Raw genomic sequence first — 12,595 nt, 5'->3', positions numbered from 1 at the left:
CACGATCGTGCCCGCCCGCGACGACCTCCGACTCCCGCCCACCGAGGAGCTGGTCGCGTTCCGGCGTGACCTGCACGCCCACCCCGAGCTGGCCTGGCAGGAGCGGCGTACGACGGGCGCCATCGCGGAGCGGCTGACCGCGGCCGGGATCCGCCACCGGCTGACCGAGCCGACGGGGCTGATCGCGGAGATCGGGTCCGACGGGCCCGTGGTGGTGCTGCGCGCGGACATCGACGCGCTGCCGCTGACCGACCGGGCGGGGGAGCCCTGGGCCAGCACGGTCCGGGGCGTGGCCCACGCCTGCGGCCACGACGTCCACACCACCGCGCTGCTGGGCGCCGCGCTGGCGCTCGCCGAGCTCGACGCGCGCACGCCGCTGCCGGGCCGCGTGCGGCTGCTCTTCCAGCCCGCCGAGGAGGTCATGCCGGGCGGGGCGAAGCGGCTGATGGCGCAGGGAGCGCTCGACGACGCCGTCCGGGCCTACGCCCTGCACTGCGACCCCACCCTCGACGTCGGCACGGTGGGCCTCAAGGTCGGCCCGCTCACCGGTGCCGCCGACGCGGTCGAGGTCCTGCTCTCCGGCCACGGCGGCCACACCTCGCGACCCCACCTGACCCAGGACCTCACCTTCGCGCTCGGGCACCTGGTGACCGGCCTGCCCGCGGCGCTGTCGCGTCGGCTCGACCCGCGCGCCGGCGCCACCCTGGTGTGGGGGCTCGTGCAGGCGGGCGCCACCCACAACGTGATCCCCTCCGAGGGCCGCGCGGCCGGCACCATCCGGATCCTCGACGCCGGCGCCTGGGCCGAGGCCGAGCGCCTCGTCAACGAGCTCGTCGGCGCCGTCGTCTCGCCGTACGGCGTCGAGGCGGAGGTCCGCTACACCCGCGGCGTCCCGCCGGTCGTCAACCAGACGGAGGCCGTCGGCCTGCTCGCCGACGCGGTCGGCGCCCAGCTGGGCCCCGACGCCGCGGTGCCCACCCTGCAGAGCCTCGGCGGGGAGGACTTCGGCTGGTACCTCCACACCGTCCCCGGCGCGATGGCGCGGCTCGGCACCCGCACCCCCGGCGGCCGCACCTACGACCTGCACCAGGGCGACCTCGTCGTCGACGAGCGCGCCATCGAGATCGGCGCCCGCGTCCTCGCCGACACCGCCGTGCGCACCCTCGCCGCCGAGATCGGCACCACGCCCGCCTGACGCGCCCGCCGCGGGTCGAGCCGCGTCAGCCCTTCGAGTACGGCAGGCCCACGGCCGCGGGTGCGCGCGAGCGACCGACGAGGCCGGCCACCGCGAAGATGGTCACGACGTAGGGCAGCATGAGCATGAACTGGCTCGGCACGGGGGAGCCCAGCACCGACAGGATGCCCTGGAGGCTGGAGGCGAAGCCGAACAGCAGCGCGGCGAGGGTCGCGCGGATCGGGTCCCACTTGCCGAAGATCACCGCGGCCAGCGCGATGTAGCCCGCGCCCGCGGTCATCTCCCGGTTGAAGCCCTGGGCGGCGACGAGGGTGTAGAACGCCCCGCCGGCGCCGGCGATCGCGCCGGCGACGAGCACGGTGCGGAAGCGGGTCCGGTTGACCGGGATGCCGACGGTGTCGGCGGCCTTGGGGTGCTCGCCGACGGCGCGGACCCGCAGGCCCCACCGGGTCCGGTAGAGCGCGAACGTCACGACGGCGACGACCACGTAGAGCAGGTAGACGATGGGGGACTGGCGGAACAGGATCGGGCCGACGAGCGGGATGTCGCCGAGCACCGGGATCGCGAGGCTCTGCAGACGCGGCGGGGAGTTCAGGTCCGGGTTGTCGGAGAGCACCTGCGCGAAGACGAAGCTCGTCACGCCGATCACCAGCACGTTGAGCACCACGCCGACGATGACCTGCTCCACGAGGTAGTTGATCGCGAAGAGCCCCAGCAGCGCGGCGACGAGGACCCCCGCGACGGCGGCGCCGACGATGCCGCCCCACGCGGAGCCGGTGAGCGAGCCCGCGACGGCCGCGGCGCACGCGCCGGCGAGGAGCTGGCCGTCGATGGCGATGTTGACCACGCCGGCGCGCTCACCGAGCACCCCCGACATCGCGCCGAAGACCAGCGGGACCGCGAGCGTCATCGCGCCGCCCAGCAGCCCGACCACGGGCACGGCACCGCCGGACGCGGCCCAGGCCAGGAACCCGACCATCGCGACGAACGCGAAGACCGCGGCCAGCCAGATCGGCGTACGGCGGTGCGCGCGGAGCCGGCGCGCGGACTCCGCCGTCAGCAGCGCGAGCACCACGACGACGGCCCAGGTGGTGCCGGTCGAGGGCACCTCCAGCACGGGCAGCTGAAACAGGTCCGAGCGCGTCGACAGCCGGAAGCCGGTGGTGCCGCCCTGGGGCGCCAGGCCGACCATCGCGGCCAGCGCGACGGTGAACACCGCGAACAGGACGGTCGTCTTGCGGCTGACGACCGCGATCACGGCCGGGGTGTCGTCCACGGCCGGGGTGGTCCCGGTGGAGGCGGGAGTTCTGCTGGGGGTGCTCACGCGGTGGCCCCCTTCCTGTTCAGCCGGAAGATCGCCCGGACCAGCGGAGGCGCTGCGATGAACAGCACGATGAGGGACTGGATGACCAGCACGATGTCGACCGGGATGCCCTGGGAGGCCTGCATCGAGAACCCGCCGGCCTTGAAGGCGCCGAAGAGCAGCCCCGCGCCGAGGATGCCCAGCGGGTGGGACCGGCCGAGCAGCGCCACGGTGATGGCGTCGAAGCCGATGCCGGCGTCGAGGTCCACCGTCACGCCGGTGGTCACGGTCCCGAGCACCTGGTTGGTGCCCGCGAGCCCGACCAGCGCGCCGGCGATGAGGAACGCGTAGACGTAGGTGCGGCCCACGTCGATCCCCGCCGCCTTCGCGGCGTGGGGGTTCTCGCCGACCGCGCGGAAGCGGTAGCCGAGCGCCGAGCGGTCCAGGATCCACCACACGACCGCGACGGCCACCAGCGCGAGACCGAAGCCCCAGTGCAGGTTGAACCGCACGCCGAGCATGTCGGGGAGCACGGCGGTGTCGGGGATCGGCGCGGACGTCGGGTTCACCGTGTCGGGGGCCTGCAGCAGCGCCTGGCGCGACAGGGCGTAGAAGACGAGGTAGAAGCCGACGTAGTTGAGCATGATCGTGACGATCACCTCGTGGGCGCCGGTCCGGGCCTTCAGCAGCCCGGCGAGCCCGGCCCACAGGGCCCCGGCGAGCATGCCCGCCAGCACCGCGAGCGGCAGGTGCACGAGCAGCGGCGCGTCGACGTTGACCGCGACCCAGCCGGCCGCGGCACCGGCGAGCAGCATCTGCCCACGGCCGCCGATGTTGAACAGCCCGGCGCGGAACGTCAGGCCGATGCCCAGACCCGCGGCGATGAGGGGACCGGCGAACTTCAGCGTCTCGGTGAGCGGCCGGATCGCGGTGACCGGGTCGTCGACGCGGGTGTTGTAGATCGAGCCGCGGAACAGCGCGCTGTAGGCCTCGCTGATCGCGAACCACGACGCCGAGAAGAAGTCGGAGGGCCGCGCGAAGACGTACGTCGCGGTGGCGCGGACGTCCTCGTCGGTGAACAGGATCATCACCGACCCGACGAGCACGGCCAGGAACACCGAGAGCACGCCGACCAGGGCGTTGCCGCTGGTGATGGAGCGCATCACCGTGTGCCACTGCCCGATCTCGGGCTCGCGGGGCTTCTCGAGCTCGTCCGGTGGCGAGTTCTGCGCCGCCGGGTCGAGGGCGTCGGTCTCGGCGCTGGTCGTCCCGGTCGCGCCGGTGGGCTGCTGCCCCTGCTGGTCGGTCACGCCACGGCTCCTGCGGGTCGTTCGCCGGTCATCATCAGGCCGAGCACGTCACGGGGGGTGTCCGCCGGGACGATCCCCACGATCCGGCCGCGGTACAGGACCATGATCCGGTCGGCGAGGGCCACCACCTCGTCGAGCTCGGTGGAGACGACGAGCACCGGGATCCCGGCGTCGCGGGTGGCCACGATCTGGTGGTGGATGAACTCGATCGACCCGACGTCCACGCCGCGGGTCGGCTGGGCGGCCACGAGCAGCCGCAGGTCGCGCGAGAGCTCCCGCGCCACGACGACCTTCTGCTGGTTGCCGCCGGACAGGTTGCCGGCCCGGGTCTCGATCCCGGGGGCGCGGACGTCGTACTCGGCGAGCTTCTCGCGGGCGAAGGCGTCGCGGACCGCGCGCCGCAGGCCGCCGAAGCGGCTGGTGAACGGCCCGGAGAAGGAGCGGTCGAGCATCAGGTTCTCGGCGATCGAGAACGAGCCGACCAGGCCGTCGACCTGGCGGTCCTCGGGCACGAAGCCGACCCCGGCGTCGAGCACCTGGCGCACGCTGCGGCCGACCAGCTCCCTGCCGTCGAGGAGGATGGAGCCGCGGACGTGGTCCTGGAGGCCGACGATCGCCTCGGTCAGCTCGGTCTGGCCGTTGCCCTGGACCCCGGCGACGGCCATGATCTCGCCGGCGCGGACGGTGAAGGACACGTCGTTGACGTGGACGAGCCCGGTGACGTCGGTGACGGTGAGGCCGTCCACGACCAGGGCGTCGTCGCCCAGCGTGGGCGGCTGCTTCTGCACGGTCAGCTCGACCGGCCGTCCGACCATGAGCGAGGCCAGCTCGGCGTTGCTCGCGGTCGGCTCGGCCTCGCCGACGACCTTGCCGAGGCGGATCACGGTGATCCGGTCCGCGACCTCGCGGACCTCGCGGAGCTTGTGGGTGATGAAGACGATGGCGGTGCCGGCCTCGCGGAGCTGGCGCATGATGCCCATCAGCTCGTCGGTCTCGCGGGGCGTCAGCACGGCGGTGGGCTCGTCGAAGACCAGCACCTGCGCGTCGCGGGAGAGGGCCTTGATGATCTCGACGCGCTGCTGGGCGCCGACGGGGAGGTCCTCGACGACGGCGTCGGGGTCGATGTCGAAGCCGAACCGGGCGGAGATCTCGCGGACGCGCTCGCGGGCGGCGTCGACGTCGAGGGTGCCGCCGAGACCGGTGGTCTCGTTGCCGAGCATCAGGTTCTCGGCGACGGTGAAGACGGGCACGAGCATGAAGTGCTGGTGCACCATGCCGATCCCGGCGGCGATCGCGTCGCCGGGTCCGTCGAAGCTCTGGGTGACGCCGTCGAGCACGATCTCGCCCTCGTCGGCGGTGTAGAGGCCGTAGAGGACGTTCATCAGCGTCGACTTGCCGGCGCCGTTCTCGCCCAGGAGGCAGTGGATCTCACCGGGCTCGACGGTGAGCGAGATCCGGTCGTTGGCCACCAGGGCGCCGAAGCGCTTGGTGATGTCGCGCAGGGCGAGCTGCATGGGGTGGGTCCTCGGGGGCGGGGCGACGGGGTGGTGACAGGGGGCGGGGGGGGCCGGCGGCGGGAACGGTACGGGGGGAGGTCGACCGAGGTCGACCTCCCCCCGCCGGGCTCACTGGTTGAGGTAGGACTCGACCGTGATCTCGCCGTCGATGATCTGCTGGCGCACGTCGTCCAGCTCGCCGGCGAGCGAGTCGGAGATCTGGGACTCGAAGTCGTGGAACGGGGCCAGGCCCACGCCCTCGTTCTCCAGGGTCCCGACGTAGGGCTCGCCGTCGAAGGAGCCCTCACCGGCGGCCAGGACGGCCTCGTAGGTCGAGACGTCCATGCCCTTCTGGACCGAGGTCAGGACCAGGTCGCCGATGTCGGGGTCGGTCTCGAAGAGGTCGGCGTCCACGCCGATCAGCGCCACGTCGCGGTTGGAGTCGGCGATGGCGGTGACGGCGCCCTCGTAGATCGGGCCGCCGACGGGCATGATCACGTCGACGTCCTGGTCGAGGATCTGGGTGGCGGTGTTGGTGGCCGCCGGGCCCTCCTCGAAGCCGCCGGTGAAGCTGCCGTTCTCGCCGTCCCAGCCGACGAGCTCGACGTTCTCGCCCTTCTCCTCGTTGTAGTACTCCACGCCCTGGCGGAAGCCGTCCATGAAGATCGTGACGGTCGGGAAGGGCTCGCCGCCGTAGGTGCCGACCTTGCCGGTCTCGGAGAAGTCCGCGGCCGCGTAGCCGGCCAGGAAGGCGGCCTCGGCGGTGTTGTAGAGCAGGGGCTTGACGTTCTCCGCGTCCTTCTCGCCGTCGAAGTCGGCGTCGGCCGCGTCGTCGATGAGGAAGTAGTCGATCTCGGGGTTCGCGTTGGCGGACTCGATCGTCGCCGCGGACAGCGCGAAGCCGACCGAGACGATGCCGGTGCAGCCCTCGGCCACCAGGTTCTCCAGGTTGGGCGCGAAGTCGTTCTGGCTGTTGGACTCGACCTCGGTCACCTCGACGCCGAGCTCGTCGGCGGCCTGCGTGATGCCCTCGAAGCCGAGCTGGTTGAACGAGCGGTCGTCGAACCCGCCGGCGTCGGAGACGATGCACGGCTTGTAGTCGCTGCCGCCGCCCTCGCCGCCGCCGCTACCGCTCTCGGGGCTCTCCTCGGGGGCCTCGCCACAGGCGGCGAGCGCGCCCAGCATCGCGACCGCGGCCACGCCGCCGATGACCGGCTTCCTCAACTTCTTCACGTGCTTCCTCCAGGGAGCTCCAACGCGCCCCGGCGGGGCGACGGCGCCCGCACGGTATCCGCCCGCGAGGGGTCACAGGGAGTCCCGAGGGCCCTCCTGGCGCAGTGTTTATCGAGTTGGGACGTTCGCGGCCCCGCAGGCGGCGGGCGCCCGGTTTGTCAGCGCCCGACGCATGGGTGAGGCTGCACTCCCGCCCACCCCGCGAGAGCAGGAGCCGCCGCATGAGCACCCCCTCCAGCGACACCGGTCACGGCGCCGGCGGCGACGCCGCGCCCGAGGAGCCCGAGGGCGGCTGGGAGGCCCTGCGGGCCCGCGCCGTCGAGGCCGCGACGCACGCCTACGCGCCGTACAGCGGCTTCCCCGTGGGGGCCGCCGCCCGGGTCGACGACGGCCGGGTGGTCGCGGGCTGCAACGTCGAGAACGCCGGCTACGGCGTGACGCTGTGCGCCGAGTGCGGGCTGGTCGGCCAGCTGCACCTGTCCGGCGGCGGACGGCTGACCCACTTCGTGTGCGTCAACGGCGCCTCCGAGGTGATCATGCCGTGCGGCCGCTGCCGCCAGCTGCTGTGGGAGAACGGCGGGGCGCCGCTGCGCCTGATGACCCCCGAGGGCGTCCTCACGATGGCCCAGGTGCTCCCGCAGGCCTTCGGGCCCGAGGACCTGCACCGCGTCTGAGCGGCGCCGTGCGGGTCAGCCCGCCACGGGCGCCGTGCGCGGGGCCAGGGCGGCGCCGAGCGCGGCCATGCCCAGCAGCAGCACCACCAGGGCGGTGAGCCCCCCGGTCACGGAGGCCAGCACCGCCAGGAGGGCCCCGCCGATCCCGATGACGACGGCCTGCGCGAGCTGGTCGGCGAGCTGGGCGGCCGAGGAGTGGAAGCCGACCCGCTCGGGCGCGGACGCGGCCAGCAGCAGGAACGACAGCGACGAGAAGCCGAGTCCCATCCCGGTGCCGGCGAGGGCCCACAGCGGCAGCGCGAGCCACGGCACGCCCCAGGTCGGGGTCACCAGCAGCAGCCCGGCCAGGGCCAGCCCGACGCACGCGAACCCGGCGCGCAGCAGCACCGGACGCGACAGCTCGGGGCGCCGTCCCTGCCACGCCGACGACGCCGACCACCCGAGCGAGCCCACGATCAGCGGTAGCCCGGCCGCCGTCAGCGACCAGCCGTGCACCTCGGTCAGCATCAGCGGCAGGAAGGCCGTGGCGGTGAAGAACGCGCCGCTCAGCAGGCCGCGGCCCGCCACGACGGCGGCCACGCCACGGCGGGCCAGCAGGGTGCCGCGCGGCACGAGGACCCGGACGGCGGGCAGCAGCACCGCGAGGGCCAGGACCCCGACCAGGCCGCCCGTGAGCGGGGTGGTCGCGGTGTGGTCGGCGGCCCAGCTGACCGCCGCCACGGCGGTGGCCGCGACCACCGCCGCCGGCACCAGCCCGCGCCGCGCGGCGGCCGGCCGGGACGGCGGCTCCTGGCGTCGTGCGACCGGCGCCACGAGCACGAGGGCGAGCACGACGAGCGGCAGCAGGCCGCCGAACACCCACCGCCACGACGCCTGCTCGGCCAGCAGCCCGGCCACCGGCGGGCCGACCAGCGAGGGCACCACCCACGCCGAGGAGATCAGCGCGAAGACGGCGGGGCGGGCCGCGGGGCTGTAGACCAGCGCCACGAGCACGTAGACCGCGACCCCCTGGGCGCCGGCCCCGGCACCCTGGAGCACGCGTCCGACCAGCAGCACCGGCAGCGACGGGGCGAGCGCGGCGACCAGCAGGCCCGTCCCGAAGAGGACCGGGGCGCCGAGCAGCACCCGGCGCGGGCCCCGGGCGTCGCACCAGCGGCCGCCGGCGACCGTGCCGACCACCGTCGCGGCGGCGAAGGCCACGAAGGGCCAGGAGTAGTCGCGCACCGAGCCCAGGTCCGCGACCAGCGCCGGCATCGCGGTCCCCACGCCCATCGCCTCGAACGCGACCAGGCTGATCAGCAGCACGATGCCCACCGTCACCGCGCGGCGCCGGGGGCCGAACAGCTCGTCGCGGATGCCGGGCGGCGCGGTCGTCGTCACGGCGTCCAGGGTGCGACCTCGAGCCCGGTCGAGGTCAAGCGGGCCTCGGTCGGGGCGCCGGGTGGGGGCGGTAGGTTCGGCCGCTCGCGGCAACGGCGTCGCGACGTACGACGAGGAGGGTCCGCGTGACGGAGGCGCACGACGCGGTCGAGGTGATCGCCACCAAGCGGGACGGCGGCGCGCTCAGCGACAGCCAGGTCGACTGGGTGGTGGACGCCTACACCCGGGGCGTGGTGGCCGACGAGCAGATGTCGGCGCTGGCGATGGCGATCCTGCTCAACGGGATGGGTCGCGACGAGATCTCGCGGTGGACGGCCGCGATGATCGCCTCCGGCGAGCGGATGGACTTCTCCGGCCTGTCGCGCCCCACGGCCGACAAGCACTCCACCGGCGGGGTCGGCGACAAGATCACGCTGCCGCTCGCGCCGCTGGTCGCGGCCTGCGGGGTCGCGGTGCCGCAGCTGTCCGGCCGCGGGCTGGGCCACACCGGCGGCACCCTCGACAAGCTCGAGTCGATCCCCGGCTGGCGCGCGGCGCTCGGCAACGACGAGATGATGCGTCAGCTGGAGGACGTGGGCGCGGTCATCTGCGCCGCCGGCTCCGGGCTGGCGCCCGCCGACAAGAAGCTCTACGCGCTGCGCGACGTCACCGGGACCGTCGAGGCCATCCCGCTCATCGCCTCCTCGATCATGTCCAAGAAGATCGCCGAGGGCACGGGCGCGCTGGTGCTCGACGTCAAGGTGGGCTCCGGCGCCTTCATGAAGGACCTGGCGAACGCCCGCGAGCTGGCCGAGACGATGGTGGCGCTCGGCACCGACGCCGGCGTGCGGACCGTCGCGCTGCTCACCGACATGGACACCCCGCTGGGGCTGACGGCGGGCAACGCGCTCGAGGTCCGCGAGTCCGTCGAGGTGCTCGCGGGCGGTGGTCCGGCGGACGTCGTCGAGCTGACCCTCGCCCTCGCGCGCGAGATGCTCACGGCCGCCGGCCACGGCGACGTCGACCCGGCGGACCGGCTCGCCGACGGCTCGGCCATGGACGCCTGGCGCCGGATGATCGCCGCGCAGGACGGCGACCCGGACGCCGCCCTGCCGACCGCCCGCGAGACCCACGTGGTCACCGCCCCGGCGACCGGCACCCTGACCCGGCTCGACGCGATGGCCGTCGGCCTCGCCGCGTGGCGCCTCGGGGCCGGCCGCGCCACCCAGGGCGAGACCGTCCAGGCCGCCGCCGGCGTCGAGATGCACGCCAAGCCGGGCGACGCCGTCCGCGCGGGGGAGCCGCTGCTGACGCTCCACACCGACACCCCCGAGCGCTTCGGGCGCGCCCTCGCCGCCCTCGAGGGCGGCGTCGACGTCGCCGACACGGCGTACGAGGCGACGCCGGTGGTCATCGACCGCGTGGGCTGACGCGCCGGCCCCGGGGCCGGGCGCGGGCGCGGTCGGGTCGGACGCGGCCGCCCGGGCTCAGGCGTGGGTGGTGACGCCGTCGCCCATCAGCATCGTGGCGCCGCCGGTGGCGAAGTTCTCGACGTCGGCGACCGTCCGCCTGCCGTGGTCGCTGCCCATGGCCGCGCCGAACGCGTCGGCGTCGGTGAAGGTCAGGTTGGCGACCAGGTAGGTGTCGGGCTCCGCGCCGTCGGGGCCCGGGCCGGGCTTGAAGGTGGTGTACGACGTCAGGCCCGACAGACCGTTGGCGAGCGGCACGTGGGTCTCGGCGTAGTAGGCGTCGAACGCCGCGGGGTCGGCGGGCCGGCCGTACAGGACGGTGAGCTGGAAGGTCATGGCCGGGACAGTACGCCCGGAGGGCGCGCCCGGACAGCACGCCGGGGAGCGCACGCCGGGCGCCGGCGGATCAGGCCTTCAGCAGCAGGGCGAGGGTCTCCGCGACACAGGCGGGCTTGTCCTCGCCGTCGATCTCGATGGTGTGCCTCATCGCGACCTGCAGGCCGTGGGACACCTCGGTGACGTCGCCGAGCGCGAGGTGGTCGCGCACCCGCGAGCCGACCGTCACGAACTGCGGGAAGCGCACCTTGTTGAGCCCGTAGTTGAGCGTCGGGCCCGAGAGGTCGAACCGGGCGACCTTCGCGCCCAGGAACGGGATCAGCGACAGCGTCAGGTAGCCGTGCGCGATGGTGGTGCCGAAGGGCCCGGACGCGGCGCGCTCGGTGTCGACGTGGATCCACTGGTGGTCCTCGGTGGCGTCCGCGAAGACGTTCACCCGGTCCTGGGTGATCTCGAACCAGTCGGAGGTGCCGATGTCGGTCCCGGCGGCGGCGGAGACCTCGTCCAGGGAGCTGAAGGTGCGCATGCGCCGAACCTAGATCATCGCCGTGCGGGGCGGCAGGCCGGAGAACGTGGCACGCGCGGTCGTGCGCCCTCCGAGGTCGCGCACCGACGCGGTCCACGAGCCGTCCGGAGCGGGGTCGGCGCGGGCGACGAGGCCCTGGTGGTCGATCAGCGGCGCCACCAGCCGGTAGTCGCAGACCAGCCCCGGCCGGGTCCGTACGCCGGCCGCGCGGGCGGCCTCGGCCATCGCCAGCGCCTGCAGCGGGCCGTGGGTCACCAGACCGGGGTAGCCCTCGGTGCGTCGGGCGTGGTCGCGGTCGTAGTGGATGCGGTGGCCGTTGTAGGTCAGCGCCGAGTAGCGGAACAGCAGGGTCGGGGTGACCGGCCACGGCCGGTCGCCGGCGGCGAGCGGCACCGGGACGACGGGCTCGGGGGCGGGCGGCTCGCCGACGGCGGGCGCCTCCCGGTAGAGCAGGTCCTGGCGCTCCACGAGCACCACCTCGCCGCGCTGGGAGACGACGTGGTCGACGGCGACGAGGTCCATCGGGCCGGACCGGCCCTGCTTCGCGACGGGCGGCCGGGCCCGCGAGCGGCGGGTCGCGACCTCGCCGAGGCGCAGCGGTCCGCGCACCTCCACCCGGCCCCCGGCCCACATCCGCCGCCGCCCCGGCCCCGGCGGCGCGACGCTGCCGCCGCGCACCGGGTGGCCGTCGGGCCCGAGGTCGGCGCTGCGGGGCCGGTCGAGCAGCACGCACCAGTGCCACGCCAGCGGCAGCGCGCCGTCGTCGGGCGCGGGCACGTCGAGCAGCGCGGCGAGGGCCTCGGCGACGTCCGGGGCGACGACCCCGGTGACCTCGGTGGCCCCGGTGATGCCCGGCGCCGGGTCGGTCCCGGTCACGGGGCGCGGTCGAGCAGCACCCGCGCGCGGGCGAGCACGGGGGCGTCGACCATGCGGCCCTCGTGGGCGAACGCCGCCCCGGTCGGGTGCGCCCCCGCCGCGTCGAGCACGCCGCGGGCCCACGCGAGGTCCTCGTCGGAGGGCGTGAAGACCCGGCGCACGACCGGCACCTGCGCGGGGTGGATGCAGAGCTTGGCGCCGAAGCCGAGCCGCCGCGCCCGGTCGGCGTCGGCCGCGACCAGCGCCTCGTCACGGACGTCGGTGGTGACCCCGTCGACGGGCGCCGCGAGGCCGGCCGCCCGCGAGGCGACGACCAGCACCGAGCGGGGGTGCGCGAGCGTGGCCGGCTCCTCCTCGGCGCCGATGTCGAGGGAGTAGTCGACCGAGCCGAAGGCGAGGCGGGTCACGCCCGGCGACGCGGCGATCGCGGCCGCGCCGAGGACGCCGCGGGCCGACTCGACGAGCGGGACGAGGCCGGCACCGTCCGGCAGGACGGCGAGGACCCGGCGCACGTCCTCGGGGTCCTCGGCCTTCGGCAGGACGACGCCGCGCAGGCCGGCGGCGTCCGGGGCGACGACCAGGGCGGCGAGCGCGGCGAGGTCGGCGTCGTGCCACGGCGTGCCGGCGGCGTTGACCCGGACCCAGCCCGTGCCGCCGGCGTCGAGCCAGGCCACGACGGCCTCGCGCGCGGCGCCCTTGTCGTCACCGCCGACGGCGTCCTCGAGGTCGAGCACCACCTCGGCGGCCCCGGCGGCGGCGGCCTTGTCGAAGCGCTCCGGGCGGCTCCCGGGCACGAACAGCCATGCGGTCACGGTCGG

12 protein-coding genes are annotated in these 12,595 nt (G+C 74.8%); 3 read left to right on the top strand and 9 right to left on the bottom strand.

All coding sequences use genetic code 11. The features are described 5' to 3' along the window. The first annotated feature begins 7 nt into the window (after positions 1 to 7). Positions 8 to 1,195, top strand: a complete 1,188-nt coding sequence (locus ABD158_RS15125; RefSeq protein WP_344008388.1) for an amidohydrolase — start codon at positions 8 to 10, stop codon at positions 1,193 to 1,195. A gap of 25 nt (positions 1,196 to 1,220) precedes the next feature. Here the strand turns inward: ABD158_RS15125 and ABD158_RS15120 are convergent, their stop codons facing one another. The 4 genes from ABD158_RS15120 to ABD158_RS15105 form a co-directional block, all read right to left on the bottom strand. Beyond that, positions 1,221 to 2,519 (bottom strand): ABC transporter permease, encoded by a 1,299-nt coding sequence (locus ABD158_RS15120; protein WP_344008387.1) that lies wholly within the window; start codon positions 2,517 to 2,519, stop codon positions 1,221 to 1,223. Continuing rightward, positions 2,516 to 3,808 carry an ABC transporter permease gene (locus ABD158_RS15115; protein ID WP_344008386.1) on the bottom strand — a complete coding sequence of 431 codons (1,293 nt, stop codon included), beginning with the start codon at positions 3,806 to 3,808 and terminating at the stop codon, positions 2,516 to 2,518. The genes ABD158_RS15120 and ABD158_RS15115 overlap by 4 nt, the downstream gene beginning before the upstream one ends. Continuing rightward, the gene (locus ABD158_RS15110) at positions 3,805 to 5,322 is read right to left on the bottom strand and encodes an ABC transporter ATP-binding protein (RefSeq protein WP_344008384.1); all 1,518 of its coding nucleotides are present in this window, start codon (positions 5,320 to 5,322) and stop codon (positions 3,805 to 3,807) included. Before ABD158_RS15110 ends, ABD158_RS15115 begins: the two co-directional genes overlap by 4 nt. Positions 5,323 to 5,433: 111 nt before the next feature. After that, a complete protein-coding gene (locus tag ABD158_RS15105; protein ID WP_344008383.1) occupies positions 5,434 to 6,537 on the bottom strand; it encodes a BMP family lipoprotein in 1,104 nt (367 codons plus the stop codon). 221 nt (positions 6,538 to 6,758) lie between these two features. On the opposite strand from ABD158_RS15105, the gene ABD158_RS15100 reads away from it, so the two are divergent. Next, entirely contained in the window at positions 6,759 to 7,211 is a 453-nt protein-coding gene (locus tag ABD158_RS15100; RefSeq protein ID WP_344008382.1) for a cytidine deaminase, read from the top strand. 15 nt (positions 7,212 to 7,226) lie between these two features. Here ABD158_RS15100 and ABD158_RS15095 read toward each other — a convergent pair whose 3' ends face one another. After that, positions 7,227 to 8,684 (bottom strand): MFS transporter, encoded by a 1,458-nt coding sequence (locus ABD158_RS15095; protein ID WP_344008381.1) that lies wholly within the window; start codon positions 8,682 to 8,684, stop codon positions 7,227 to 7,229. 32 nt (positions 8,685 to 8,716) lie between these two features. Here ABD158_RS15095 and ABD158_RS15090 point away from each other — a divergent pair, with 32 nt between their 5' ends. After that, the gene (locus tag ABD158_RS15090; protein ID WP_344008380.1) at positions 8,717 to 10,000 is read left to right on the top strand and encodes a thymidine phosphorylase; all 1,284 of its coding nucleotides are present in this window, start codon (positions 8,717 to 8,719) and stop codon (positions 9,998 to 10,000) included. A gap of 57 nt (positions 10,001 to 10,057) precedes the next feature. Here ABD158_RS15090 and ABD158_RS15085 read toward each other — a convergent pair whose 3' ends face one another. From ABD158_RS15085 to ABD158_RS15070, 4 genes are all read right to left on the bottom strand, one after another. Further along, positions 10,058 to 10,375, bottom strand: coding sequence for an EthD family reductase (locus tag ABD158_RS15085; RefSeq protein ID WP_344008379.1), 318 nt, complete (start codon positions 10,373 to 10,375; stop codon positions 10,058 to 10,060). Positions 10,376 to 10,445: 70 nt separating this feature from the next. Next, positions 10,446 to 10,901, bottom strand: coding sequence for a MaoC family dehydratase (locus tag ABD158_RS15080; protein WP_344008377.1), 456 nt, complete (start codon positions 10,899 to 10,901; stop codon positions 10,446 to 10,448). 9 nt (positions 10,902 to 10,910) lie between these two features. Next, positions 10,911 to 11,777 carry an FAS1-like dehydratase domain-containing protein gene (locus ABD158_RS15075; RefSeq protein WP_344008375.1) on the bottom strand — a complete coding sequence of 289 codons (867 nt, stop codon included), beginning with the start codon at positions 11,775 to 11,777 and terminating at the stop codon, positions 10,911 to 10,913. After that, a complete protein-coding gene (locus tag ABD158_RS15070; protein ID WP_344008374.1) occupies positions 11,774 to 12,589 on the bottom strand; it encodes an HpcH/HpaI aldolase/citrate lyase family protein in 816 nt (271 codons plus the stop codon). The genes ABD158_RS15075 and ABD158_RS15070 overlap by 4 nt, the downstream gene beginning before the upstream one ends. Between the last annotated feature and the right edge of the window lie 6 nt (positions 12,590 to 12,595).

Source organism: Nocardioides lentus, from assembly GCF_039529515.1.
GTDB lineage: Bacteria > Actinomycetota > Actinomycetes > Propionibacteriales > Nocardioidaceae > Nocardioides > Nocardioides lentus.
The sequence above is the reverse complement of the archived record's forward strand: the minus strand, read 5'-3'. Positions and strand labels throughout refer to the sequence as shown.

What these genes read in the sequence shown, in the direction of transcription:
- ABD158_RS15110 (WP_344008384.1), bottom strand. Translation starts at nt 5,322, where the DNA reads ATGCAGCTCGCCCTGCGCGACATCACCAAGCGCTTCGGCGCCCTGGTG.
- ABD158_RS15100 (WP_344008382.1), top strand. Translation starts at nt 6,759, where the DNA reads ATGAGCACCCCCTCCAGCGACACCGGTCACGGCGCCGGCGGCGACGCC.
- ABD158_RS15085 (WP_344008379.1), bottom strand. Translation starts at nt 10,375, where the DNA reads ATGACCTTCCAGCTCACCGTCCTGTACGGCCGGCCCGCCGACCCCGCG.
- ABD158_RS15080 (WP_344008377.1), bottom strand. Translation starts at nt 10,901, where the DNA reads ATGCGCACCTTCAGCTCCCTGGACGAGGTCTCCGCCGCCGCCGGGACC.